At 68.7% G+C, this 25324-nt stretch carries 25 protein-coding genes; 16 read left to right on the forward strand and 9 right to left on the reverse strand.

Annotation, left to right across the window (positions count from 1 at the left end):
- Positions 1 to 61: 61 nt before the first annotated feature.
- The gene (ssb, locus tag O9335_RS14575) at positions 62 to 550 is read right to left on the reverse strand and encodes a single-stranded DNA-binding protein (RefSeq protein WP_298389384.1); all 489 of its coding nucleotides are present in this window, start codon (positions 548 to 550) and stop codon (positions 62 to 64) included.
- Between the two features lie 88 nt (positions 551 to 638).
- Between ssb and O9335_RS14580 the strand changes: the two genes are divergently transcribed.
- Positions 639 to 2345: a M14 family metallopeptidase gene (locus tag O9335_RS14580; protein WP_298389386.1), complete on the forward strand. Its 1707-nt coding sequence runs from the start codon at positions 639 to 641 to the stop codon at positions 2343 to 2345.
- A gap of 20 nt (positions 2346 to 2365) precedes the next feature.
- Positions 2366 to 3262, forward strand: a complete 897-nt coding sequence (gene ubiA / locus O9335_RS14585; RefSeq protein WP_298389388.1) for a 4-hydroxybenzoate octaprenyltransferase — start codon at positions 2366 to 2368, stop codon at positions 3260 to 3262.
- Here the strand turns inward: ubiA and O9335_RS14590 are convergent.
- The 4 genes from O9335_RS14590 to O9335_RS14605 form a co-directional block, all read right to left on the reverse strand.
- On the reverse strand, positions 3259 to 5379 hold the full coding sequence (locus tag O9335_RS14590; RefSeq protein WP_298389390.1) for an HprK-related kinase A: 2121 nt from the start codon (positions 5377 to 5379) through the stop codon (positions 3259 to 3261). The genes ubiA and O9335_RS14590 overlap by 4 nt on opposite strands.
- The gene (locus tag O9335_RS14595) at positions 5376 to 5669 is read right to left on the reverse strand and encodes an HPr-rel-A system PqqD family peptide chaperone (protein ID WP_298389392.1); all 294 of its coding nucleotides are present in this window, start codon (positions 5667 to 5669) and stop codon (positions 5376 to 5378) included. The genes O9335_RS14590 and O9335_RS14595 overlap by 4 nt, the downstream gene beginning before the upstream one ends.
- Before the next feature lie 64 nt (positions 5670 to 5733).
- On the reverse strand, positions 5734 to 6357 hold the full coding sequence (locus O9335_RS14600; protein ID WP_298389394.1) for a hypothetical protein: 624 nt from the start codon (positions 6355 to 6357) through the stop codon (positions 5734 to 5736).
- Positions 6358 to 6525: 168 nt separating this feature from the next.
- Entirely contained in the window at positions 6526 to 8037 is a 1512-nt protein-coding gene (locus O9335_RS14605; protein ID WP_298389396.1) for a YifB family Mg chelatase-like AAA ATPase, read from the reverse strand.
- A 249-nt stretch (positions 8038 to 8286) separates the two neighbouring features.
- On the opposite strand from O9335_RS14605, the gene O9335_RS14610 reads away from it, so the two are divergent.
- Genes O9335_RS14610 through amt form a run of 3 tightly spaced genes read left to right on the forward strand, consistent with a single transcriptional unit; the run spans position 8287 to position 10895 of the window.
- Entirely contained in the window at positions 8287 to 9018 is a 732-nt protein-coding gene (locus O9335_RS14610; RefSeq protein WP_298389398.1) for a TorF family putative porin, read from the forward strand.
- Between the two features lie 10 nt (positions 9019 to 9028).
- Positions 9029 to 9367, forward strand: coding sequence for a P-II family nitrogen regulator (gene glnK / locus O9335_RS14615; RefSeq protein ID WP_298389399.1), 339 nt, complete (start codon positions 9029 to 9031; stop codon positions 9365 to 9367).
- A 28-nt stretch (positions 9368 to 9395) separates the two neighbouring features.
- On the forward strand, positions 9396 to 10895 hold the full coding sequence (amt, locus tag O9335_RS14620; protein WP_298389401.1) for an ammonium transporter: 1500 nt from the start codon (positions 9396 to 9398) through the stop codon (positions 10893 to 10895).
- Between the two features lie 44 nt (positions 10896 to 10939).
- Here amt and O9335_RS14625 read toward each other — a convergent pair whose 3' ends face one another.
- Positions 10940 to 11329, reverse strand: a complete 390-nt coding sequence (locus tag O9335_RS14625) for a response regulator (protein ID WP_298389403.1) — start codon at positions 11327 to 11329, stop codon at positions 10940 to 10942.
- A gap of 96 nt (positions 11330 to 11425) precedes the next feature.
- Between O9335_RS14625 and gshA the strand changes: the two genes are divergently transcribed.
- Together gshA and O9335_RS14635 are read left to right on the forward strand one after the other, a co-directional pair.
- Positions 11426 to 12733 carry a glutamate--cysteine ligase gene (gene gshA, locus O9335_RS14630; RefSeq protein ID WP_298389405.1) on the forward strand — a complete coding sequence of 436 codons (1308 nt, stop codon included), beginning with the start codon at positions 11426 to 11428 and terminating at the stop codon, positions 12731 to 12733.
- Between the two features lie 152 nt (positions 12734 to 12885).
- Positions 12886 to 14775, forward strand: coding sequence for a potassium transporter Kup (locus tag O9335_RS14635; RefSeq protein WP_298389407.1), 1890 nt, complete (start codon positions 12886 to 12888; stop codon positions 14773 to 14775).
- A gap of 7 nt (positions 14776 to 14782) precedes the next feature.
- On the opposite strand, the gene O9335_RS14640 is transcribed toward O9335_RS14635, so the two are convergent.
- Positions 14783 to 15559 (reverse strand): class II glutamine amidotransferase, encoded by a 777-nt coding sequence (locus O9335_RS14640; RefSeq protein ID WP_298389409.1) that lies wholly within the window; start codon positions 15557 to 15559, stop codon positions 14783 to 14785.
- Between the two features lie 55 nt (positions 15560 to 15614).
- Between O9335_RS14640 and gshB the strand changes: the two genes are divergently transcribed.
- The 3 genes from gshB (at position 15615) to O9335_RS14655 (ending at position 19170) form a co-directional block, all read left to right on the forward strand.
- Positions 15615 to 16586 (forward strand): glutathione synthase, encoded by a 972-nt coding sequence (gene gshB / locus O9335_RS14645; RefSeq protein WP_298389456.1) that lies wholly within the window; start codon positions 15615 to 15617, stop codon positions 16584 to 16586.
- A 32-nt stretch (positions 16587 to 16618) separates the two neighbouring features.
- Positions 16619 to 17146, forward strand: coding sequence for a hypothetical protein (locus O9335_RS14650; protein WP_298389411.1), 528 nt, complete (start codon positions 16619 to 16621; stop codon positions 17144 to 17146).
- Between the two features lie 158 nt (positions 17147 to 17304).
- A complete protein-coding gene (locus tag O9335_RS14655) occupies positions 17305 to 19170 on the forward strand; it encodes an ATP-binding cassette domain-containing protein (RefSeq protein WP_298389413.1) in 1866 nt (621 codons plus the stop codon).
- Here O9335_RS14655 and O9335_RS14660 read toward each other — a convergent pair whose 3' ends face one another.
- Complete coding sequence (locus tag O9335_RS14660; RefSeq protein ID WP_298389414.1) at positions 19171 to 19791, reverse strand: response regulator; 621 nt, start codon at positions 19789 to 19791, stop codon at positions 19171 to 19173.
- A 93-nt stretch (positions 19792 to 19884) separates the two neighbouring features.
- The gene (locus O9335_RS14665; protein ID WP_298389416.1) at positions 19885 to 21291 is read right to left on the reverse strand and encodes a PLP-dependent aminotransferase family protein; all 1407 of its coding nucleotides are present in this window, start codon (positions 21289 to 21291) and stop codon (positions 19885 to 19887) included.
- A gap of 67 nt (positions 21292 to 21358) precedes the next feature.
- On the opposite strand from O9335_RS14665, the gene O9335_RS14670 reads away from it, so the two are divergent.
- Genes O9335_RS14670 through O9335_RS14695 form a run of 6 tightly spaced genes read left to right on the forward strand, consistent with a single transcriptional unit; the run spans position 21359 to position 25322 of the window.
- Positions 21359 to 22009: a LysE family translocator gene (locus tag O9335_RS14670; RefSeq protein WP_298389418.1), complete on the forward strand. Its 651-nt coding sequence runs from the start codon at positions 21359 to 21361 to the stop codon at positions 22007 to 22009.
- Entirely contained in the window at positions 22006 to 23217 is a 1212-nt protein-coding gene (locus tag O9335_RS14675; protein WP_298389420.1) for a PLP-dependent aminotransferase family protein, read from the forward strand. Before O9335_RS14670 ends, O9335_RS14675 begins: the two co-directional genes overlap by 4 nt.
- Entirely contained in the window at positions 23214 to 23681 is a 468-nt protein-coding gene (locus O9335_RS14680) for a hypothetical protein (RefSeq protein WP_298389422.1), read from the forward strand. Before O9335_RS14675 ends, O9335_RS14680 begins: the two co-directional genes overlap by 4 nt.
- Complete coding sequence (locus O9335_RS14685; protein WP_298389424.1) at positions 23678 to 24127, forward strand: GNAT family N-acetyltransferase; 450 nt, start codon at positions 23678 to 23680, stop codon at positions 24125 to 24127. Before O9335_RS14680 ends, O9335_RS14685 begins: the two co-directional genes overlap by 4 nt.
- Positions 24124 to 24966, forward strand: a complete 843-nt coding sequence (locus O9335_RS14690; RefSeq protein ID WP_298389426.1) for a PhzF family phenazine biosynthesis protein — start codon at positions 24124 to 24126, stop codon at positions 24964 to 24966. Before O9335_RS14685 ends, O9335_RS14690 begins: the two co-directional genes overlap by 4 nt.
- On the forward strand, positions 24963 to 25322 hold the full coding sequence (locus O9335_RS14695) for a GFA family protein (protein WP_298389428.1): 360 nt from the start codon (positions 24963 to 24965) through the stop codon (positions 25320 to 25322). The genes O9335_RS14690 and O9335_RS14695 overlap by 4 nt, the downstream gene beginning before the upstream one ends.
- The last annotated feature ends 2 nt before the right edge of the window (positions 25323 to 25324 follow it).

A 25324-nucleotide genomic window follows, 5' to 3' on the forward strand; every position in this document is an offset into this window, starting at 1 on the left:
GTCCGAGTGGCAGAGTATTCCAGCGATGGTGAGCCTAGCTGCAGCATGAAGACGCCAACTTTTAGAACGGGATGTCGTCGTCCATGTCGTCGAAGCTGCTTGCCGGCTTGGGGGCCGGCGCGGGCCGCGGGGCGGCTGGCGCGCGGGCCTGGCGCGGGGCGGGGGCATGGCCCCCGTCGTCGTCAGGGGCGCGGTTGAAACCACCGCCCGATTCCTCGCGGCCGCCCAGCAGTTGCATCTGCTCGGCGATGACTTCGGTGGTGTAGTTGTCCTTGCCGTCTTTGTCCTGCCACTTGCGGGTCTTGAGGCGGCCTTCGACGTAAACCGGCCGACCCTTCTTCAGGTACTCGCCGGCAATCTCCGCCAAGCGGTCGTAGAACACGACGCGGTGCCACTCGGTTTCTTCCTGGCGCTCGCCGCTGTCTTTGCTCTTCCAGTTGCGCGTGGTGGCGATGCTGACGTTGCAGACCGCGGCGCCACTGGGGGTGTAGCGCAGTTCGGGGTCGCGACCGAGATTGCCCAGGATGATGACTTTGTTGACCGATGCCATGGCGTGCTCCGCTGTTCAGCGTGAAAAGGAAATGGGGCTCGGGATGATACGGGGCGCTCAGCCGCGGTGGGCCTCGAACAATGAGGGCATGCCCTTGCTGCCCACCCCCGACTTTTCCCGCTTCTACCGCCACGCCGAACTGCTGGACCTGCTGGACGCCTACGCCGCCGCCCGGCCCGATTTGGTCCAGCGCCAGGTCATGGGCCAAAGCTTTGAGGGGCGCGACATCGTTGTGCTGGCCCTGACCCAGCAAGCCACCGGGCCCCATGCCGACAAGCCGGCCTTGTGGGTGGACGGGAACATCCACGCCGCCGAGTTGCTCGCCTCAACCGCGGTGCTGTACTACCTGCACCACCTGTTACAGCAGTACGGCGTCGACCCCGCAGTGACGCAGTTGCTGGACACGCGCACGGTTTACCTGGTGCCTCGCTTGAACCCCGACGGCGCGGAGTTGGCACTGGCCGAGCGCCCCCGTCACATCCGCAGCAGCACCCGCCGTTACCCCCACGACGAATCACCGGTGGCCGGCTTGACGCCGGAGGACATCGACGGCGATGGCCGCATCCTGGCCATGCGCGTGCCCGACCCGCATGGCGGCTGGAAAGCCGACACCCAAGACCCCCGCCTGCTGGTGCCGCGCGAGCCTGGGGAGTGGGGCGGCCGCTACTACCGCCTGATGCCCGAGGGCTTCGTGGCCGGCTTCGATGGCGTGCACATCCAGGTCAACCCCGACCCGGAGGGCCTGGACCTGAACCGCAATTTCCCGGCCGAGTGGCGGCAGGAGTTCGAGCAGGTGGGCGCCGGGCCCTACCCGACCAGCGAGCCCGAGGTGCGGGCCATGGTGGACTTCATCGCCAAGCACCCGAACATCGGCGCGGCGTTCAGCTACCACACGCACAGCGGCGTCATCCTGCGCCCCAGCACTTCGCGCTCCGACGAGGACTTGTTCCAAGAAGACCTGTGGCAGATCCAGCGCCTGAGCGCCTTGGGCACGCGGCACACCGGCTACCCGGCGGTGAGCAGTTGGCACGACTTCCGCTACCACCCCAAGGAGACCATTTCGGGCACGCAGGGCTGGGTCTACGAGCACCTGGGCGCGCTCTTTTGGGTGGTGGAGTTGTGGAGCCCCAACCGGGAGGCCGGCATCACCGGCTACCACTGGACCGACTGGTACCGCGAGCATCCCGTGGACGACGACCGCCGCCTCTTGGCCTGGGCCGACCGCTTGGGCTCGGACACGGCCTTCGTGCCCTGGCGCCCGTTTCAGCACCCGCAGCTGGGGCCGGTGGAGATCGGCGGCTGGGACCTGATGAACTTCTGGCGCAACCCCCCGCCGGCCTTGCGCGAGAAAGAGGTCGAGCGTTTCCCGGCTTGGATGACGCAGGTGGGCCTGAGCTTGCCGCGCCTGACGCTGCTGCGTGCCGAGGTCGAGCGCCTGGGCGACGAGCGCTGGCGCGTGCGCCTGGCCGTGGCCAACGCCGGCTACCTGGGCAGCGCCGTCACCCGGCAGGCCCAGGCGCGTGGCGTGGTGCGGGGCGTGGTCTTCGAGATCGCCGATGCCGATGCCCCCGACCGTGTGCTGACGCTGGCGCCCGGACAGTCGCCCCGCGTGCAGGGCGGCCAACTGGCCGGACATGCCCCGGCCACCAGCCAGCAGTCGTTCCTGCCCAACAAGGCCATCACGGACGACCGTGCGCAGGCGCAGTGGGTCGTGCAGGCTCAGCCCGGGCAGCGTTTGAGACTGACGGCACGCCACCCGCGCGCCGGCGCGGTGGAAACCGTGCTGACCTTGTGAGCCCCCAGGACAATGCCCCCATGCCTTGGACCGCACGCCTGTCGCTCTACCTGGACCTGATCCGCTGGGACCGCCCCGCCGGATGGCTGCTGCTGCTCTGGCCCACGCTGAGTGCTTTGTGGATCGCGGCCGATGGCTTCCCTGGTTGGCACCTGCTGGCGGTGTTCGTCGGCGGCACGGTGCTCATGCGCTCGGCCGGTTGTGCGGTGAACGACGTGGCCGACCGCGACTTCGACCGCCATGTGCAACGCACGGCGCAGCGCCCCGTCACCAGCGGCCGCCTGGGCGTGGGCGAGGCCCTGGCCGTGGGGGCGATGCTGGCGCTGCTCGCCTTCGGCTTGGTGCTGACCACCAATCCGCCCACGCTGCTGATGAGCGTGGGTGCGCTGGCCGTGGCCGTGGCCTACCCGTTTGCCAAGCGGTTCGTGGCCATGCCGCAGGCCGTGCTGGGCGTGGCCTTCAGCCTGGGCATTCCCATGGCGTTTGCCGCCGTGCAGGGCAGTGCGGAGTGGCGCTGGAGCGCCATCCCCGACGCGGTGCCGCTTTGGGCCTGGGGCCTGGTGGCCGCCAACCTGTGTTGGGTGCTGGCGTACGACACCGAGTACGCGATGGTCGACCGCGATGACGACCTGAAGATCGGCATCCGCACCAGCGCCATCACCCTGGGCCGGTGGGACGTGCCGGCCGTGGCCCTGTTTTACGCGCTGTACCTGGCGGGCTGGACCTGGTCGGGCCGGCAATTGGGTCTGGGTGGTGCCTTCTACGTGGGCATGGGGGTGGCCGCGCTGCAGGTGCTGTGGCACTTGCGCTGGATCGCCGACCGCTCGCGCGAAGGTTGTTTTCGGGCCTTCCGGGCCAACCACTGGGTGGGTGCGGCGGCCTTTGCCGGTGGGGTGATCGACCTGGCTGGGCGCTAGCCCTCCAGTCGCGCCTCGGTCGGCGCGTGCTGGGCCCGCCAGCGGCGCCCCAGCTTGTGCCAAGCGTGGGGGATGAGCAAGCGCCAGGGCAGCCGCAGGGTGTGGGCGTGCAGGTACACCACGGCTTGCGCCCAGCGCCGCGTGCGCGTGGCTCGGTGGGGGTGCCAGGTGCCGCCGGCGGTGGCCAACACCGGCCGCCAGAGCGCCACCCGCAGCCGCGCGGCCAGGCCCAGCCGCGGCCAATGCGTCACGGGCTGCCCCAACAGATCGGCCCTCAGGGCTTGGGTGAGGAACCAGACTTCGGCCAGCCCCAGGGCTTCGGCGCGCGCCGTGACTTGGGCCTCGAAGTCAGCCGCCGTCTGGCGATGGTGATCCAGCAGGCTTTGCACGTCGAGCAGGTCGCGCAGGCTGCGGTCGCTCTCGCCACCGAGGCGCTGGTGCAGGGCGCTGTGCAGCACGAGGTCGGTGGGCTGCAGGGTGCGCAGTTGGCGGTAGCCAGGCAGCACGGGCGCCTCCGCCAGCAGGCGCTCGGTGTCGACGGGGAAGCGGCCCAGCGGTGGCGCGATGGCATGGTGCAAGTCCACCGTGCTGCCTCGCCGCACGTGCGTCACCGGGGGCACTTCGTGCGACCACTCGCGGTAGAAGCGTTCGTCGTGCGGGTCCTCGTGGGGCTGCCCGATCCAGCCGGCGGCGAGCAGCGCCCCCTCCACCCGGGCGAGGTCGCGCCGCCGCACCAGCAGGTCGAGGTCGCCAAAGCTGCGCAGCCGCGCCGTGGGCAGGTCGAGCGCCAGGTAGGCCGCGCCCTTGAGCAGCACCCAGGGCACGTCCAGGGGCTCCAGGGCGTGGGCCAGGTGGGCGATCTCGCGGCGCAAGTGGCGCACGCGCTGGGCTTGCACCGCCAAAGCGGCTTCCAGGTGCGCCTGGGCCGCAGCGGGCCGCGGCCGCTCCCGCGTGCGGTCGGCCAGCAGCGCCAGCAGCCCGCTGGTCCGCGCCTCGGCCACGCGCTGGCCCCAGGCGGCAGGCGATGGCGGCTGGGGGGCGCCCGGCCGGCACAGCAGTTCGCGCAAAGGGTCGGCATCCGAGGGCTGGGGCGATGCGTCGCTGTCGGGGGCGATGGCAGGGGTGTTGGCCGGTGTGGGCGTCGATGTTGGCGTCCAAGCGGGGACGGGGACGGACTCGGGTTCCACCAGGGGGTCAACGCGGGTGAGTTGCTCGATGGCCGCCAGCGCGGCGTCGAGCGAGCCGTAGGCGACGTGGTGGCAGGTGCTTTGCGCCAGCAAGCCGGTCAGTGCGCGGAAGGCCGGCAGGCCCAGGGGCTCGGCGTTGAAGCTCTGCCCCATCAAGTCCAGCAGCGCGGACGGCCTGGGCAAGGGGGTGATGGCGGTGTCGGCCCCGGCCTGGAACTGCGGGAACACGACCCAGGCCGGCGAGGCCGGCTCGTCCATCGCGGCCACGTGCTCGCGCAGGGGCTGCAGGTGGGCGATGCTGCCTTTGACGGTGTCGTGCGTGACGGCGGTGAAGCGGGCGCGAGGGTCGAAGTCGCGGATCAAGTCGATGGAGCGGTTTTTCAGGCTGACGCCGCGCACCAGGGGCCACAGGCGCAGGCTGCCGTCCAGGCTGAGCAAGGCCAATTCGTCGGTCAGCAGGCGCCAGCCGCGGAACATGAGGGCGGCGCACAGCGTGCTCTTGCCCGAGCCGGGGGGCGCGGGCAACACCAGGGCTTGCCCGTTGCGCGCCAGCACCGCGGCATGGATCAGCACGCTGTGCTTGACCTGGCTGGCGATGCACCAGTTCATCGCCCACTCCAGCAGCGGATTGCCGTGCGCCAGGGGCATGGCGGCGAAGGGCCTCTCGCCGTCGCACACGAAGCTCAACTGCCAGCCCCCATGCGGCCGCCAGCGGCGCTCGACGAGCAGGTCGAAGTCGACGAAGTCGTCACGGCCCGCCAGGGGGTGACGCCCGTACAGGCAAAACAGGTGTTCGGCGATGGCGGTCGACGGGGCACGCAACCGGAGCACGAAGGGGCCAAAGCGCAGGCACAAGCCCGCCCCGAAAAGCCGGTCCCGGCAGCCGGGCAGCCCCAGGCTGTCGAGCGTGGGGGCGGGCGCGGCCATCATGGGCGCACGGGGGCGATGAGCCCGAGGTCCAGCAATTGCGCCAGCGCGTCGTCGACGGCCTGAGCCTGCTCCTGCGGGTCGTCGTCGGGGTACTCGGCCCCCAGGCGCGCGTGCAGTTCGGCGGCCGTGGCGGGTGTCTTGTTCAGGGCGTAGACGACCGCCCAGGGCAGTTCGGGCAGCAGGTGCAGGCCGTCGTCGCGCAGGTCGAACAGCACCGCCTGCCCGTCGGCGGCGAACACGACCTGCTCGGTCAGGGTGACGGTGTAGCGGAGGTCAGGCTGCGGGGTCATGGCGCCAAAAACAAAGCCGGCCACCTTGCTGGGCCGGCCCGGGTGTCGGCGGGCGCCGACAGGCTCAGACGCGGGTTTCCAAGTAGGCCTTGATGAAAGCCAGCGCGTCGGGGTTTTGGTCGAGGTAGAAACTGGTGACCTGCTGCGCCGACAGGGGGTAGTTGTCGTTGGCGCTGAAGGGGTAGGGCACTTCGTTCGAGCGCGCATTCAGCCAAGCGCCCAACCAGCGGCGGTCGTTGTGGCCGGCAAAGCTGCCCAGGCTCATCACCTCCCACATGGTGGCGACGCGGTTGCCCACGCGCAAGGTTCCGCCGGGCAGGGCTTCGGTGTACGGGCGGTCGGGGAAGGCGGCCATGCCCCCTGTCCAGGCGGCCGCTTTTTTGTGGGGGTTTTGGCCCCACCAGCTGGGGTTGTAGCCGCTGCAGACGGTGCCGCCCGGGGTGCCGCTCAAGAATGCGCCGCCTTTGTACTGCCCGGTCTTCTGGGCATTCTGGAACGACTGCCAGCCCGACAACGAGCAGACGATGACCGGGTACTGGCCCTTGTCGCCGGTGGTGGTGATCAGGCGCTTGCCGCTGGTGGCCATGGCCACCAAAGGCGTGCCGCCCGCCGCGGCGATGCTGGCGCCCTTGAGCAAGGCGCGTCGCTGGGCGGGGGCTGCAGGCGCAGGCGTGACGGGATCGGGCATGAAAGGCTCCAAAAGCGGGTCGGGCGTCTGGCTCGCAGGGGCCGATGCAGCGGCCCGCGGTGCGCCCACGATGACCGGCAGAGTGTTTCACAAGCGCTCGCGGCGGGCGGGTCGCCGCTCCCCCCTGATTCGGTGGCCGGCCCGGCGTCCAGGGCTCAGGGCTGGGCGTCAGGGCCTGGCGTCGAGGGGGCGCCGCCACTGGATGGCCTCGGCCACCGCGGCGCTGTCGATGCGCTCTTGGCCCGCCAAGTCCGCGATGCTGCGGGCCACGCGCAAGACCCGGTGGTAGGCGCGCCCCGACCACCCCAGCTTCGTGGCCGCCTGCTGCAGCAGGGTGCGGGCGGCGGGCACCAAGGGGGCGTGGGCGTCCAAGTCCGCTGGGCCCAGCCCCGCGTTGGGTTTGCCTTGTCGCGCCAGGGCCAGCGCCCTTGCCTGGGCGACGCGGCCGGCGACAAGCTGCGAGCGCTCCCCCGTGGGGGCGCCGTCCAGCTCCGCCGGCGGCAGCACGGGGACGGTGACGGCCAGGTCCATGCGATCGAGCAGAGGGCCTGACAAACGGCCGCGGTATCGGGCAACGGCCTCGGGGCTGCAGCGACAGGCCCGCAGCGGGTTGCCCAAGTGGCCACAGGGGCAGGGGTTCATCGCCGCCACCAACTGAAACCGTGCCGGGAACTCGCTGCTGCGGGCGGCCCGGGCGATCTGCACTCGGCCGGTTTCCAGCGGCTCGCGCAGGGCCTCCAGAGCGGGGCGGGGGAATTCGGGCAACTCGTCCAAAAACAGCACCCCGTGGTGCGCCATCGAGATCTCCCCCGGCCGTGGGGGCGAGCCGCCACCGACCAGGGCCACGCTGCTGGCGCTGTGGTGGGGCGAACGGAAGGGGCGCTGCGCCCAGCGGCGGGGGTCGAACCCGGCTTGCAGCGACCGAACGGCCGCCGCTTCGAGGGCTTCGGCCGGGGCCAACGGGGGCAGCAGGCCCGGCAGTCGCGCCGCCAGCATCGACTTTCCGGTGCCCGGGGGGCCCTCAAGCAGCAGGTTGTGCTGGCCTGCCGCGGCGATCTCCAGCGCCCGCTTGGCACCCGCCTGGCCGCGCACGTCGGACAGATCGAGCGCGGCGGTGTCATCGTCGGGCGCTGGCCAGGGCGTGGCGGCCTGCAGGTCGGTGGCGCCATCCGGCTGCAAGGCGGCCACCACGTCGAGCAGATGCCGGGCCTGCCGGACGGCCAAGCCCGGCACCAGCGCGGCTTCGGCGGCGCTGTCGCCGGGCAGCACCAGCCCGCGCTCGCCACTGCGCGCCGCTAGGGCGTGCGCGAGTGCGCCCCGCACAGGCCGCAAGTCGCCACCCAGCGACAACTCGCCGGCCCACTCCCAGGCGTCGAGGGCGCTGGGATCAATCTGAGCGCTGGCCGCCAGCAAGCCCAGCGCGATGGGGAGGTCGAAGCGGGCGCCCTCCTTGGGCAAGTCCGCCGGCGCGAGATTCACGGTGATGCGCCGGTCGTGCGGGAAACGCAGCCCCGCGCTGGTGATGGCGGCGCGCACCCGCTCCCGGGCCTCCTTCACTTCGGTGTCCGCCAAACCGACCAGCGTGAAGCTGGGCAACCCCGGTGCGAGGTGAACTTCGACGCTGACGGGCAGCGCCTGCAACCCGACGAGGGCACGACTGTGCAACGTGGCCAAGCTCATGGCGCGGCTCCCTTCCCTGTAGTGGGGCGGATTCTGCGCGTCCTGCGCGCTCGTCGGCAGCCTGGCCGCTGCACACAAATGGTGCGTGCTCGGCGTGGCGCGGGGCATGCGGCCCTAAGCCTCCCGTTTTTGGTGCGAAAACCGGGGCCGTGCCCGCGTTTGGGGCTGGCACGGAAGCTGCAGATTCGGGCTGAAAGTTCGACCGGCATCCCGCCATTCCTTTCTTCACCCCCCCCCTTTGGAGCCCCCATGACCCGCGCGCCCATCCTGAACCGCTTGGCCCTTTCCTTCATGGCCGTGGCCGCCACCGCCTTCGCCATGCCCGCCCAGGCCGCCGACACGCTGAGCTTCAACGTGGGCGTCACGTCGGACTACCGCTACCGCGGCATTTCGCAAACCCGTCTCAAGCCCGCTTTGCAAGGCGGCGTGGACTACGCCACCGACAGCGGCTTTTACGTGGGCGCCTGGGGCTCGACCATCAAGTGGATCAAGGACGCCGGGGGCGATGCCAATACCGAGATCGACCTGTACGGCGGCTACAAGACCGAAATCGCCAGCGGGCTGACCTTGGACGTGGGCCTGCTGCAGTACGTCTACCCCAGCAACAAGCTCAACCCCAGCGCCAACACCCTGGAAGCCTATGGCGCTTTGAGCTATGGCCCGGCCACGCTGAAGATTTCGCGCAGCTTCTCCAACCTGTTCGGCTTCGGCAACAGCAAGGGCTCCCTGTACTACGACCTGAGCGCCACCTTCGACCTGGGCAACGGCTTCTCCATCACGCCGCACATCGGTCGTCAAACGGTGAAGAACCTCAGCGCCGCGTCCTACACCGACGCCTCGCTGACGCTCAACAAGGCCATCGACGCGCTGACCCTGAGCATCGGCGTGGTGGACGCCAAGACCGGGGCTTACTTCAGCCCGGTCGGCAACAAAGACCTTGGCAAGCGCGGCGTCGTGCTGGGCGCCAAGTACACGTTCTAAGGAGACCCCCATGAAACTCATCACGGCCGTCATCAAGCCGTTCAAGTTGGACGAGGTGCGCGAGGCGCTCTCGGCCATCGGCATCCAGGGCCTCACGGTCACCGAAGTCAAGGGCTTCGGGCGCCAAAAGGGCCACACCGAGCTCTACCGCGGCGCCGAGTACGTCGTCGACTTCCTGCCCAAGGTCAAGATCGAAGCGGCCGTGGCCGATGGCGTGGTTGACCAAGTGGTCGAAGCCATCGAGAAGGCCGCCCGCACCGGAAAGATCGGCGACGGCAAGGTCTTCGTGCAGTCGCTGGAACAGGTCGTGCGCATCCGCACCGGCGAGACCGGCGACGCCGCCCTGTAAGCCGCCCCACCCCGAACGGAGAACACCCATGAAACAACTCTTTGCCGCCTTGGCATTGGGGCTCAGCTTGCTGGCCCCGGCCTGGGCTCAAGACGCGGCGGCCAGTGCCGTCGATGCCGCCTCGGCCGTGGTCGCCACCGCGGCCCCCGCGGCCGAAGCGGCCTCCGCCGCGCCGGCCGCTGCCCCGGCTCCGCAGATCAACAAGGGCGACACCGCCTGGATGATGGTGGCCACCCTGTTGGTCATCTTGATGACCGTGCCTGGCCTGGCCCTGTTCTACGGCGGCCTGGTGCGCGCCAAGAACATGCTCAGCGTGCTCATGCAGGTGATGGTCACGTTCTCGCTGATCGTCGTGCTGTGGGTCTTGTACGGCTACAGCCTGGCCTTCACCGAGGGCAATGCCTACATCGGCGGCTTCGATCGCGTGATGCTCAAAGGCATTTGGGACAACGTGGCCGGCACCTTCGCGCCTGCTGCCACCTTCAGCAAGGGCGTGTACATCCCCGAGATCGTGTTCGCTGCCTTCCAGGCCACCTTCGCCGGCATCACCTGCTGCCTGATCGTGGGTGCCTTTGCCGAACGCATCAAGTTCAGCGCCGTGCTGGCCTTCTGCGCGATTTGGTTCACGTTCAGCTACCTGCCCATCGCGCACATGGTCTGGTTCTGGATGGGTCCGGACGCCTACAGCAGCGCCGAAGTCGCGGCCGAGATGACCAGCAAAGCGGGCCTGATCTGGCAACACGGGGCGCTCGACTTCGCCGGCGGCACCGTGGTGCACATCAACGCCGCCGTGGCCGGCTTGGTCGGTGCCTACATGGTGGGCAAGCGCGTGGGCTACGGCAAAGAGGCCTTCACCCCGCACAGCCTGCCGCTGACGATGACCGGCGCAGCCCTGCTGTGGGTGGGCTGGTTCGGCTTCAACGCGGGTTCGGCCCTGGAAGCCAACGGCTTCGCGGCACTCGCCTTCATCAACACCTTCGTGGCCACTGCCGCGGCCGTGCTGGCTTGGAGCGTGGGTGAAGCCCTGCACCGTGGCAAGGCCTCGATGCTGGGTGCCGCCTCGGGTGCCGTCGCCGGTCTGGTGGCCATCACCCCGGCCGCTGGCAACGTGGGGGTGGGCGGCGCGCTGATCATCGGTCTCATCGCCGGCTTCGCTTGCCTGTGGGGCGTGACGGGCCTGAAGAAGATGCTCAAGGCCGACGACTCGCTGGATGTGTTCGGCGTCCACGGTGTGGGCGGCATCATCGGTGCGTTGCTGACGGGTGTGTTCGCCAGCCCCAACCTGGGTGGCCCGAGTTTGATGGGCGACTGGGTGACGGCCACCATGGTGACGCCGGAGGCCTATTCGATTGGCAGCCAGCTCTGGATCCAAACCAAGGGCGTGCTCATCACCATCGCCTGGAGCGCCGTGGTCTCGGTCGTGGCCTTCAAGCTGGTGGACTGGACGATCGGCCTGCGCGTCACCGAAGAAGAAGAGCGCGAGGGTCTGGACATCGCCAGCCACGGCGAAACCGCCTACTCCAAGTAATCGAGCCTTCGCTCGCGATCGGCCGCCCTTCGGGGCGGCCTTTTTCATTGCAGGGGCGATCCGCCCAGCGCCAGCATGGCCAGCACCGCCTGCCGCAGCGGCGTGGCCATCACCGGCAAGGGCACGAAGTGGCGCGCCCCAGCCTGCCAAGCACAGGCCCTCTCGGCCGCTTGGCCACGCGCACCCAGCAGCAACAAGGGGGTGATGGCGCGCTCGGGATCGGCCTGCCAAGCGTCGATCAGCGCCAAGGCGTCGGGGTGGCCCCCCAGTTGCAGGTTCAGCACCACCAAGTCGGGCTGCACGGCACGGGCCAAACGCAGCGCTGCTGCGCCGTGATCGGCTTCGAACAGGGCGAGCCCGGCATCGCGCAGTGCTGCCTGCACCGCCCGCCGGGTGGGGGCGTCACCGTCCACGATCAGCACCTTGGGTTTCATGGCGTCAGCATATTGAGCTTGCGCAACTTGGATCAGCCCCCACCTGTGCGGTCGTTCCTAGAATGGGCTGAAGCCCCCCTCCGAAAGCGCCGCTCCATGGTTCCCCACCTCATCACCGCCCTGACGGGCCCCATCAACGAGCTGGAGCAGCGCATCCTGGAGTCCACGCCGGCCATCGAGCGCTGGTTTCGGCTCGAGTGGATGGAGCACACGCCGCCCTTCTACACCTCGGTGGACGTGCGCAACGCCGGCTTCAAACTGGCGCCGGTGGACACCAACCTCTTCCCTGGTGGCTTCAACAACCTCACCGAGGCCATGCTGCCCTTGGCGGTGCAGGCTGCCATGGCGGCCATCGAAAAGATCTGCCCCGAGGCCAAGAACCTGCTTCTGATCCCCGAGAAGCACACCCGCAACACCTTCTACCTGGCCAACGTGGCGACATTGGTGCGCATCTTTCACCAAGCAGGCCTCAACGTCCGCCTCGGCACGCTGGACGAAACCATCACCGCGCCCACGCCGCTGACGCTGGCCGACGGCAGCACCCTGGTGGTGGAGCCCCTGATCCGAAAGTCGGGTCGGGTGATGCTGAAGGACTTCGACCCTTGCACCATCTTGCTGAACAACGACTTGTCCGGCGGCATCCCCAACATCCTGAAGAACATCGAGCAGCAGTACCTGTTGCCACCGCTGCATGCCGGCTGGGCGGTGCGGCGCAAGAGCCAGCACTTCGCAGCCTACGAGGAAGTGGCCAAGAAGTTCGCCAAGCTTCTGGGCATGGACCCTTGGCTGCTGAACCCGATGTTCGAGCAGTGCGGCAGTGTGGACTTTGCCGAGGGCACCGGCATTGAGTGCGTCCAATCCCATGCCGATGCGCTTTTGAACAAGATCCGCCGAAAGTACAAGGACTACGGCATCAACGAGAAGCCCTTCGTGATCGTCAAGGCCGACAACGGCACCTACGGCATGGGCATCATGACCGTGCGCGACGCCAAGGAGTTGGACGCCATCAACCGCCGCACCAAGAACAAGATGTCGGTGGTCAAGGATGGTCAGCAGGTCAACGAAGTCATCATCCAAGAAGGCGTGCCCACTTACGAGCGCGTCAATGACGGCGTGGCCGAGCCGGTGGTCTACATGGTGGACCGTTACGTGGTGGGCGGTTTCTACCGGGTGCATGCCGATCGCGGCATCGACGAAAACCTCAACGCCCCCGGCGCGAGCTTCGTGCCCCTGGCCTTTGCCGAGTCGGCCCACCTGGCCCGCCCCGGCCAGAAGCCCGGCGCCAGCGCCCCCAACCGCTTCTACATGTACGGGGTCGTGGCCCGTTTGGCGATGCTGGCGGCGAGTTATGAGTTGGAGCGGACGGATCCGGAGGCGGAAGACGGCGACGGTATCCCCAACTGATGTGCCTCGCCTTGGGCGGGCATTGGCGTCGAATGCGGCGTGACCTTCGAGGTTTTGCCATGCCGATGCTGCATCGCAGCAATTCGCCCGATCGGGCGCACAATCGAGGCAATTCAACTTGAGCGGCGCCCCGGGGTGCTGTTGTCTTTTTCTTGCACGCTCCCAAACACGGGGTCGATCGATCCCCCGCCGCCCTGGCCGCCTTGAGCTTGGTCGCCCTGGGCGTGGTGTTCGGCGACATCGGCACCAGTCCGTTGTACGCCCTGCGCGAAACCTTTCATGGGGCGCACTTGGCGGTGACCCGGGCCAACGTGCTGGGGGTGTTGTCGCTGCTGTTTTGGACGATGACGGTGGTCGTTTCGTTCAAGTACGTGCTGCTGATCCTGCGAGCTGACAACAACGGCGAGGGGGGGCTGATTGCCATGATGGCGTTGGCCACCCAGGCAGTGAAGGACAAGCCGGTGCTGCGCCGGCGGCTCATGCTGTTGGGTCTGTTCGGCACGGCCATCTTTTTCGGGGACGCTGTCATCACCCCGGCCATGACGGTGCTGGGCGCGGTCGAGGGCATCGATGTGTATGCCCCCGAGTACCACGGGCTGATCGTGCCCGTGACCTTGCTCATCCTCACCGGTTTGTTCGCCTTTCAGCGCCTGGGAACGGGTACGGTGGGCAAGGCCTTTGGACCCATCATGTTGGTGTGGTTTGTGGCCCTGGCGGCGCTAGGGGTGCCGCAGATCATCGCCAACCCGGAGGTGTTGCAGGCGCTGAACCCGGCTCACGCCCTGCAGTTCGGCTTGCAGCATCGGTGGATGGCCTTCGTGGCGCTGGGCGCGGCTGTGCTGGTGGTGACCGGTGGCGAGGCCCTGTACGCCGATTTGGGGCACTTCGGCAAAGGGCCGATCCGCCTGTCTTGGTACGGCTTGGTGATGCCAGCGCTCACGCTGAACTACTTCGGCCAGGGCGCCTTGTTGCTCAGCGACCCCACCGCCATCAAGAATCCCTTCTACCTGCTGGCCCCGGCCTGGGCCGAGATTCCCCTGTTTGCGCTGGCCACCTTGGCGGCCACCGTGGCCTCGCAGGCCTTGATCACGGCCAGTTTCTCGGTGGCCAAGCAGGCCATGCAATTGGGCATCTTGCCGCGCATGCGCATTTGGCACACCTCGGTGAAAGAGACGGGGCAGATCTACGTCCCCGCCATCAACTGGGCCTTGTATGCCTTCGTGGTCGTTGCCGTGGTGTTTTTCGGCTCCAGCAGCAAGATGGCCGGCGCGTACGGCGTGGCGGTGACCATGGACATGACCATCACCACGGTGCTCACGTTCTTCGTCATCCGTCACGGTTGGAAGTACCCCTTGGCCCTCTGTGTGGCCGCCACGGGGGCGTTTTTCCTCATCGACGTGTTGTTCCTGGCCTCCAACTTGCTCAAAGTGCCCTCGGGCGGCTGGTTCCCCCTCGCCATCGGCATTTGGTGTTTCACCATGATGCTGACTTGGAAGCAGGGCAGGCGATTGATGTCCGACAAGCTGCGCGAGGACGCGATCGACCTCAAGAGCTTCTTGCAAGCTGTGTTTGTCAGCCCGCCCACCCGGGTGGAGGGCACGGCGGTGTTCATGTCCAGCGAAGCGGGCGTGACGCCCAACGCGCTCCTGCACAACTTGAAGCACAACAAGGTTTTGCACGCGCAGAACCTGTTCGTCACGGTCAAGCACCATGAGGTTCCTTGGATTGGCTTCGATCGGCGCGTGCAGGTGGAGTCGCTGGGCAACAACTGTTGGCAGGTGGGCTTGCACTTCGGCTTCAAGAATGAGCCCGACGTGCCGGAGGCCTTGCAGTTGCTCAAGCAGCAAGGCATCGTGCTGGACGACATGGACACCAGCTACTTCCTGAGCCGCGACATCGTCATGCCCACCATCGGTGGTGGCATGGCCCTGTGGCGGGAGAAACTGTTCGCCAGCATGCACCGCAACGCGGCGGGCGCAGCCGATTTTCTCCACCTGCCCACCAACCGGGTGGTGGAGTTGGGTTCGAAAGTCGAGATCTGAACGGCCCTCAGGCCACGTTCAACGGGTGCTCGGTGGTGCGGCCATCGGCGTGCAGGCACAGGGCGGCGCCGGGTCGCAGCGGGGCCCAGCCGTCGTGGTCGCCCTCCAGGGGCTCACTGGCTACCATTTGACCGTGCTCGGCGCGGTGGTGGTACAGCGTCGGCGGTCGATCGTCGCTGGCCCAGCGGAAGGCGAACACGTCGTCGCCGTCCGCCAAAGCGGCTGAAAAACGCAAGGGTTCGGTGATTTGCTCCGCGTCCATGTGCTGGCGAACCTCGCTCAACACCAGGCTCACGGCTTCCACGGGGCCATGGCCGTTGGCGATGCGTTCCACGATCAACAGGAACAGCAGTTCGGAGTCCGTCGCCCCGCGGCGCTGGTGCCACAGGGTGTCGGGCAGTTGGGCTTCCAGTTGGCGCCGCACCAAGCCAAAGCCGCCCACCTGCCCGTTGTGCATGAACAAGAAAGTGCTGCTGCTGAACGGGTGGCAATTGCTCAACGCGATGCCGCCGCCCGTGGCCGCGCGGACGTGGGCAAAGAACAGGTGCGATCGCACGTGGGCCGCCAAGGCGCGCAGGTTCTCGTCGCTCCAGGCCGGGGTGACTTGGCGATACACGCCCGGCGTGTCGCGGTCGCCGTACCAGCCCACGCCGAAGCCGTCGCCGTTGGTGACCATCTTGGCCTCCTCGGCGCGCAGGCTCTGGCGCACCAGGGAGTGCTTGGGGCGGCAGACGAGGTCTTCCAGGTAGATGGGGTCGCCGCGGTAGGCCAGGAATCGACACATGGCCCCGAGTGTGCGGCGTGCCAAACTGGTCGGCCACCGCAAACACCCTGACGCCATGGACTTTCTCGTCGTTGCCGACCCGTATCAGGAGTTCAAGACTCACAAGGACAGCACCTTCGCCATGCTGCGCGAAGCCGCCCGCCGTGGCCACCAGTTGTGGGTGTGCGAGCCCTGGCAGCTGCGCAGCGAACCGGGTCAGGGCGTGCGCGTCACGCCCACCCGCCTGCACCTGAGCCTGGACGCCCTCCACAGCCACGCAGGCCAGCACGTGCCCGACTGGGTGCAGGCCGCCGAAGACGCCACGCGCTGCCTGGCCGACTTCGATGCCGTGCTGATGCGCAAGGACCCTCCCTTTGACGCCGAGTACGCCTACGCCACGCACCTGCTGAGCCAGGCCGAGCGTGAAGGTGCGAAGGTCTTCAACCGCCCGGCGGCCCTGCGCGAGCACCCTGAAAAACTCGCCATCCTTGAGTTCCCGCAGTTCACGGCGCCCACCCTGGTCAGCCGCGACATGGCGGCGCTGCGCGCCTTCCATGCCGAACAGCAGGACTTGATCTTCAAGCCCTTGGATGGCATGGGTGGCATGGGCATCTTCCGCGTCAAGGCCGACGCGCTGAACCTCGGCGCCATCCTGGAGCAGCTGACCCGCGACGGCACGCAAACCATCATGGCGCAGCGCTACCTGCCGCAGATCAGCGAGGGCGACAAGCGCGTGCTCTTGATCGACGGTGTGCCCGTCTCGCACGCGCTGGCGCGCATCCCGCAAGGGGGCGAGGTGCGCGGCAACCTGGCCGCCGGGGGCAAGGGCGTGGCCATGCCCCTGACGCCCCGGGAGCGCGAGATTGCCGAGACCTTGGGCCCCATCCTGGCGGCGCGCGGCCTGATGCTGGTGGGCCTGGACGTGATCGGCGGGCACCTGACCGAGATCAACGTCACCAGCCCGACCTGCTTCCAAGAAATCAGTGCGCAGGCGGGCGTGGACGTGGCGGCTTTGTTCGTCGACGCGCTGGAACACCACCTGCGCTGAGCGCAAACCAACATCGCATTCCACCCGAGTCCATGCCCTTTGTTCCCGATGACTTCCACGCCCCGCTGGAGTTGACAACCGACCGCGTCGCCCTGGAGGTGTTATCGCCACGCCACGCGGCAGTTGACTTTCGGGCGATTCGGGTAAATGAGGATCGGATTCGTCATGTGTTTGGACCGAACAACGGCTGGCCAGCCGCAGACCTCAGCTTCGAACAGAACCTAGCCGACTTGGCAAGGCATCAGGACGAGTTCAAGCGCCGGGTGGCCTTTGCCTACGCGATGCTGAGGCCCGAAACCGGGGAGTACCTCGGCTGCGTCTACATCAAGCCGATCAAGTCCAAGCTGGAGCGGGATTTCCGCAAGAGCGCCTATCAGGCTCAGGTCTTCTTCTGGATGGCTCAATCAGAGGCTGGTCCGTGCGCTGAACAGGTGCTGGCGTTGTTGGTGCGCTGGTTGAAGTCCGCGTGGCCCTTTGCCGCGGTGGCCTTCCCAGGGCGCCTGCAAACCTGGGACGAGTGGGACGCTCTGGCCCACGGGGCGACTGAAATCGCACCGTAGTTGGATCTTGCTGGCCGGATCGGTAGCTGGTCTGAAAGGCGCTGACGCTGAACTCGGCGGCACGACGTGCTGGCAGGAAGCCTCGCGCGCCACAGCGCGATCAGCTTGCAACCTTGTCGCAGCGGACTTGGGGAGCGCCCCAGGGACAATGGCTGGCTATGGCCCTGTTGTCCCTCTCCCAAGCCCACCTGGCCTACGGCCACTGGCCCCTGCTCGACGCGGCAGATTTGTCCCTGGAGGCCGGCGAGCGCGTCGGTCTGATCGGCCGCAACGGCAGCGGCAAGAGCAGCCTGCTCAAGGTGCTCGCCGGGTTGGAGAAGCTCGACGACGGTCTGCTGCAACGCGAAAAGGGCGTGCGCATCGTCTACGTGCCGCAAGAGCCCGTGTTCGAGCGCAACGCCACGGTGTTCGAGGCCGTGTCCGAAGGCGTGGCCGAGGCCCGCGACCTGCGCGCCCGCTACGAGGCGCATGCGGAGGGCGACGACCTTGACGCCCTCCAAACGCGCATCGAACAGCTCGGCGGCTGGACCTGGGAGCAGCGCGTGGACGAGGCCTTGCACCGCCTGGCCCTGGACGGCGAGCGGCCCGTGGCCGAGCTCAGCGGCGGCTACAAGAAGCGCGTGGCCCTGGCCCAGGCCCTGGTAGCCCAGCCCGAGGTGCTGCTGCTGGACGAGCCGACCAACCACCTGGACCTGGACGCCATCCTCTGGCTGGAAGAGCTGCTGAAGAACTTCGAAGGCAGCCTGCTGGTCATCACCCACGACCGCGCCTTTTTGGACGCGGTGTGCACCCGCATCGTCGAGCTGGACCGCGGCCAGTTGCGCGGCTACCCCGGCAACTTCGCCGCCTTCGAGGCCGCCAAGCAGCGCGAACTGGAGAACGAGGCCCTGGCCAACGCCCGCGCCGACAAGCTGCTGGCGCAAGAAGAGGTGTGGATCCGCAAGGGCGTGGAGGCCCGCCGCACGCGCTCGGTGGCGCGCATCGCCCGGCTGGTGAAGCTGCGCGAGGAGCACGCCCAGCGCCGCAATCTGCAGGGCAAGGCGCAGCTGCAGGTGGAGGTGGGCGAGCGCAGCGGCAAGCTGGTGGCCGAGCTGGACAACGTGCGCAAGGCCTTTGGCGAGCGCGTGATCGTCGACGGCCTGACCGCCACCTTCCTGCGCGGCGACAAGGTCGGCCTGATCGGCCCCAACGGGGCGGGCAAAACCACGCTGCTCAAGCTCATCCTGGGCGAACTGACGCCCGACAGCGGTCGCCTCCAAACCGGCACCCGCCTGACCGTGGCGCACTTCGACCAGATGCGCGCCGGCTTGGACCTAGACGCCACCCTGGCCGACACCATCAGCCCGGGCTCCGAGTTCGTGGAGGTGGGCGGCCATCGCCAGCACGTCAACAGCTACATGGTGAACTTCCTCTTCAGCCCGGCGCGCGCCAACAGCCCGGTGCGCACGCTCAGCGGCGGCGAACGCAACCGCCTGTTGTTGGCCCGCCTGTTCGCCCGGCCGGCCAACGTGCTGGTGCTGGACGAACCGACCAACGACCTGGACATCGAAACGCTCGACCTGCTGGAGGAGATGCTGATCGACTACCCCGGCACGGTGTTCTTGGTCAGCCACGACCGCCGCTTCCTGGACCGCGTGGTGACCAGCACCCTGGTGCACGAGGGCCCAGGGCGCTGGCGCGAGTTCGAGGGCAGCGTGCAAGACTGGTTGACCCAGTCGGCCCGCGCCGCCGCGGCCGACAAGGCCGCGAAGAAGGCCGAACCGCCGCCGGCGCCCGCCGCTGCGCCCGTTGCGCCGGCGGCGCCCAAGCGCAAGCTCAGCTACAAGGAGCAGCGCGAGTTGGAGGCCTTGCCCGGCCAGATCGCTGCGTTGGAGGCCGAACAGGCCCAGCTGCAAGCCCTGCTCAATGGCAGCGAGCTGTACACACAGGGCGCGGAGCGCATTGCCGAAGTGACGCAGCGCGTCGCAGCCATCGACGACGAGTTGATGCGCTTGCTGGAGCGCTGGGAGGCGCTCAGCGCTTGATCAACGCTGGAGCTTGTGGGCCGGCACCAGGTCCTTGATGCCTTGCAATTGGGCCAATTGCTCGCCCTTGCTGATCACCACCGCCATCACATGGTGCAGCTTGCCGTCGAAGCGCACCGACTCACCCGCCCGAATGGGCGGAGGCAGCGGAGGCAGTTCGATGCGCCGCTGGTGACGGGCATCCAGCTTGCCCTGCGACTCCGCGTGCAAGCGCGCCGCCAGCTCGGGCCGCTCCTGGGCCAGGGCTTCCATGCTGGTTTGCAGCACCTTCTTCAAATCGTCGGCGTTGAACGGCTTCTTCAGCAGGAAGCGTGAACCCGTGGCCTGGGCGGCGGCTTCGATCTCGGGCGTGACCTGAAAGCTCATGAAGCCCACCCGGCAGGTCGGGTGACCGTTCCGGATGTGTTCGTACAGGGCCACGCCGGTCATGTCGGCCTTGCCGAACCAGTCGGTGATCAGGAAGTCGGGCGGCGCCTCCATGGCCTCGGTCAGGGCGCTGCCGGGGTCGCTGAAGCAGTGGATGGCCTCGGGTCGGAAGCCATAGCCTTCCAGCAAACGCCGGGCGAACACTTGTACCCCATCGAGGGGGTCGACCACGAAGAACTGCAGGGGCGCGAGCATGGGAGATGACCTTGGGATCACCCTTGGATTATTCGCGCCGCTGCCCCCCTTGAGGGGGCGCCGGCGCGGAAGAAATACCGCCAATGCGGCATTTCAGGCCAAGTCCTGCCGCCGCGCGGCCAACGCCCGCCAAAACGCCGGGGCCTGGGCGCCCACGAAGTTCACGCGCATGTGCGTGCCGCCGCGTCGGTCGGGGTGGAACAGGCACTCGGGCGCCGTGCGAAAGCCGTCCAGCGCGAGCGCCTGTGCCAGGCGCTCGCTGTCCACGCCCGTGTCCAGCCAACCGAAGAGGCCTGCCGGCGGGCCGCTGAAGGCGCAGCCGGCTTGCTCGGCCAGGCGGCGGCAGCGCGTGCGCGCGCTCTCCAGGCGCTCGTTCAAACGCTCGGTGTGGCGGCGCAGGCCGCCGCGCTGCAGCAGCAGGGCCAGCGCCCGCTCGGTGATGGGCGAGCTGGCCAGCTGCTGCACCATCTTGCGCGCGGTCAGGCGCTCGATGGCCTCGCTCGGACCGGCCACGCAGCCCACGCGCAGGCCGGCGCCCAGCACCTTGGCGTAGCCGGTCACGTACAGGGTCCGGCGCAGCCCGTCCAGGGCCGACAAGCGGGGCAGGTGGGGCGGCGCAAAGCCGGCGTAGGTGTCGTCTTCCACCACCCAGCAGCGGCCGGGGCCGGCGGCTTCGGTGGCGCGCAACACCTCGTGGGCCTGCGCCAGGCTCAGCGACTGGCCGGTGGGGTTGTGCAGCACCGACACCGTCACGTACAGGCGCGGGCGGTGCTGCTGCGCCAGGCGCGCCAGCACGGCCAAGTCCGGCCCCTGGGCCGTGCGCGGCACGGGCAGCAGGCGCAGACCGGCTTGGGCCAGGCGCGCGTACTCGATGGGCCAGCCCGGGTCGTCCACCAGCACGGCGTCGCCCGGCTCGGCCAGGGTGTGGGCGATGAGGTCCAGCGCGTGCGTGGCGCCCACGGTGGTCAGCACCTGCGCCGGGCTGGCGTGCACACCCACGTCGGCCAAGCGGAGGGCCAGGGCCTCGCGCAGCTCGGCGTCGCCCTGCGGGTCGCCGTAGCGCAGCAGCAGGGCATCGTGCCCGGGGCCGGTGGCCTCGCGCAGCGCGCGCCGGATCAGCGCGGCGTCCAGCCACTCCACAGGCAAGGTGCCGTGCGCCGGGCTGGGCGTGGCCTCGCTGGTCATCAGGCTGCGCATCAAGGTCAGCGAGTCGTAGGGCACGGCCACGGGCGACGCCGGCGCGGCCGCTTGGCGGGCTGAGGGCGCGCGCTGCTCGCGCACGAAGAAGCCGCGCTTGTGCCGTGCTTCCACCAGGCCCTGGGCCTGCAGGCGGTCGTACGCGGCCACCAGGGTGGAGGGGCTCACGCCCTGCTGCTTGGCGCCCTCGCGCACCGAGGGCAGGCGGGCGCCGGGCAGCAGCAGGCCGTGTTCGATGCGCCACGCCCAGTCCTGCGCCAAGCGCTGGGCCAGGGTCCCGTCTGTGTGGGCGGTCAAAGCCATACAGATTGGCCTTCTGTCTTAATTTCTGTGCTGCAACTGTACTGCTGCTGGCGCCTATGCTGGGGGCATGACCGCCGAGTTGCTCCTGGCCTTCGCCCTGTTTGCCGTGGTGTCGTCCATCACGCCCGGCCCCAACAACCTGATGCTGCTGGCCTCGGGCGTGAACTTCGGCTTCCGAGCCACGGTGCCGCACATCCTGGGCATTGGCGCCGGATTCGCCGTCCTCTTGCTGGCCGTTGGCGGGGGCTTGGCCGCGTTGTTCGTGCGCTGGCCCTGGGTGCACGCCGGCTTGCAATGGGTGGGCGCGGCTTACTTGCTCTGGCTGGCCTGGCGTTTGGCACGATCCGGTGCGCCGACCGAGGGGCCCGCGGGGACGGCCGAGCCCCTGGGCTTTTGGGGTGCCGCCGCCTTTCAGTGGGTCAACCCCAAGGCTTGGATCATGGGCGTCACCGCTTTCACCACCTATGTGCAAGCGCCCAATGCGGGCACCGTGGCGGTCATGGCCGCGCTGTTTGCACTCATCAACCTGCCCTGCCTGTCCACTTGGGCCCTGCTGGGCAGCCGCCTGCGTGGCTGGATGACCGTGGGCTCGCGCCAGCGCGTTTTCAACGCGCTGATGGGCGCCCTCTTGGTGCTCAGCCTGTGGCCCATGCTGCGCCAGCCTGAGCCGGCGCAACGCACAATCCACGCATCCATTTCAACGAGTTACCGACCATGAACACCCCCTGGACCCTGGCGAACCGTGCCGCGCGGATGAACCCGTCGATCATTCGCGAGATCCTCAAGGTCACCGAGAAGCCCGGCATCCTGTCCATGGCCGGTGGCCTGCCCAGCGCCGACACCTTCCCGGTCGAAGAGATCAAAGCCGCCTGCGAGCGCGTGCTGACCGACAGCCCCCGCGAGGCCCTGCAGTACGCCGCCAGCGAAGGCTTTGCCCCGTTGCGCGAGTGGGCCGCCGCGCGCGTCAAGCGCGAGATCGGCATCGACGCCACGCCCGACCAAGTGCTCGTCACCAGCGGCTCGCAGCAGGGCCTGGACCTCGTCGGCAAGATCTTGTGCGACGCCGGCGCCCCCGTGGCCGTGGAAACGCCCACCTACCTCGGCGCCCTGCAGGCCTTCACGCCCTACGAGCCCCTCTTCACCAGCTTGGACAGCGACCTGGAAGGGCCGCGCCCCGAGGCGATCCGCGCGCTGCCCACGCAAGCGCCCGGCACGCGCTTCATGTACTTGCTGCCCAACTACCAAAACCCCACCGGCCGCGTGATGAGCAACGCCCGCCGCGACGCGGTGATGGAAGCCGCCCGCGCCGTGAACGTGCCCGTGGTGGAAGACAACCCCTACGGCGACCTGTGGTTCGACGAGTCGCCGTTGCCCGCGCTGGGCAGCCGCTGGGCCGAGGGCAGCATCTACCTGGGCAGCTTCAGCAAGATCCTCACGCCCGGCTTCCGCCTGGGCTACGTCATCGCCCCCAAGGCCCTGTACCCCAAGCTGCTGCAGGCCAAGCAAGCGGCCGACCTGCACACCCCCGGCTTCAACCAGCGGGTGGTTCACGAGGTCATCAAGGACGGCTTTCTCGACCGCCACATCCCCACCATCCGCGCCCGCTACAAGGCCAACCGCGACGCGATGGCCGAGGCGCTGCGCGTCCACCTGCCCGAGGGCTGCGATTGGCAGAGCCCCAAGGGCGGCATGTTCTTCTGGATCCGCCTGCCCGAAGGCTTGGACGCGATGGCCCTGCTGCCCACCGCGGTCGAGGCCAACATCGCCTACGTGCCGGGTGCAGCTTTCTACGCCGCCAACCCCGACCCGCGCGCGCTGCGCCTGAGCTTCGTGACGCTCACCCCCGAGAAGATCCACGAAGGCGTGGCCATCCTCGGCCGGGTGCTGAACGACGCGCTGAACGGCAGCCACGCACCGACGCCGTGAGGCCCTGGCACGTCGCACTCATCGTGGCGCTGACCTGCGCCGCTGGCCTCGCGCAGGCGGGAGCCGCCACGCCGAGGGAAGCGATGCAGGCTTACTTGGCCGATGAACTCAGTGGCGCCCGGTTGAGCAGCGAACGCTGGCGCCGCTTTATGGTCGATCGTGTGATGTCTGGTGAGGGCTACGACGAGCCTGGGTGGGACGCGGTGGATCTGGTCAATGCGGCTCATGTGGGTCCGGTGACCTGCCGCGACGCAGGGCATTGCACGGCCGAGGTGCGTTTCGTGTTGGTGCCCGCGCAGATTGCGGCCGCTTCAGCGCAAGGCACCGCACCGCACCCTCAAGCCGGTGAACTGCGCGAGAGCTATGTCTTGATGCGCGCTGCCGACGGTTGGCGGGTGGCGACCTGGCCGCATGCCGACCCGCTGCCGCGTCCAAGGGTCACGCCCAAGGCCTGGCGGCGATGAGCCTGCCGCCCGCGCGCGATCTCGATGGCGGCCGCTACGCCATCCGCTTCGACGCGCTCGACGTCGACGCCGTTCACGCCATGCTCAGCCGCGCCTACTGGTGTCGCGGCATCCCGCGCGACACCGTGGCCAAGGCCATGGCCAACTCGCTGTGCGCCAGCCTGTACTGCGGCGACGCGCAAGTCGGCATCGCCCGCTGGGTGACCGACCGCGCCACCTTCGCCTACCTGTGCGACGTGTTCGTGCACGAAGACCACCGCGGCCTGGGCCTGGGCGATTGGCTGGTGGGCGAGGGCCTCAAGCACCCCGACCTGCAAGGCCTGCGCCGGCAGCTGCTGTTCACCGCCGATAGGCACCGCCTGTACGCCCGCCACGGCTTTGAACCCTTGGCCACGCCCGAGCGCGGCATGGAAATCGTTCGCCCCAACCTGTACCAGACCCCATGAGCCGCCGCTACGCCGTCGTCGACGTCTTCACCGCCACGCCCCTGATGGGCAACCCGCTGGCCGTGGTGGTCGACGGAGAGGGCCTGGACGAGGCCGCCATGCAGCGCTTGGCGCGTTGGACCAACTTGAGCGAGACCAGCTTCCTGCTGCCGCCCACGCCCGAGGGCCGAGCCGCCGGGGCCGATTACCGCGTGCGCATCTTCTCGCCCGGGCGCGAGCTCCCTTTCGCCGGCCACCCCACCTTGGGCAGCTGCTTCGCCTGGCTGCAGCACGGCGGGCAGCCCCAGGTTTCGGGCACGGTGGTGCAGGAGTGCGGCATTGGGCTCGTCACCGTGCGCCAAGGCGAGCGACTGGCCTTCAACGCGCCGCCGCTGCGCCGCACCTGTCCTGTCGAAGGGGAAGAGCGCCAGCAAGCGATCGACAGCCTGGGCCTGCGCGACGACGAGTTGTTGGACCTGCAGTGGATCGACAACGGCCCCGGCTGGATGGGCGCGCGATTGGCCAGCGCCGAGCGCGTGCTGTCCCTGCGGCCTGACTTCGCGCGCATGCGCGGCCTGAAGCTCGGCGTCGTCGGCCCGCAGCCCGTGGGGAGCGACTGCGCCTTCGAGGTGCGCGCCTTCGTGCCCACCCTGGGCGTGCCGGAAGACCCGGTGACGGGCAGCCTGCAGGCCGGCCTGGCCCGCTGGCTCATCGGCGCCGGCCTGGCCCCCGAGCGCTATGTGGCCGCGCAAGGCCAAGCGCTTGGCCGCGCCGGTCGCGTTCATGTCGAGCGCGAGGGCGATGCCGTCTGGATTGGCGGTGACGTGCTGGCGCTCGTGCGCGGGGAGATCGCCCTTTGAGCCGCCCCGTTCAGCGCTACACCGGCGCCTGCCACTGCGGCGGCGTCCGCTTTGCCATCACCACCGACTTCCCCGAGCTGACGCAGTGCGACTGCTCGATGTGCAAGCGGCGCAGCGCCACCATGGTCAAGGTGCACGAGTCGGCCTTCGAGCTGTTGGCCGGCGCCGAACTGCTGACCGAGTACCAGTTCCACACCCACACCGCGCGGCACTTTTTCTGCAAGGTGTGCGGCATTTACCCCTTCCACCGCAAGCGCGTCACGCCCGACACCTTCGGCATCAACGTGGCCTGCCTCGACGACTTCGACCCCACCGGCATCCCCCTGCGCCAAGCGGTGGGCGCCGCGATGCCCTGACC

The sequence above is a fragment of the Inhella sp. genome (genome assembly GCF_027532025.1).
Lineage (GTDB): Bacteria > Pseudomonadota > Gammaproteobacteria > Burkholderiales > Burkholderiaceae_C > Inhella.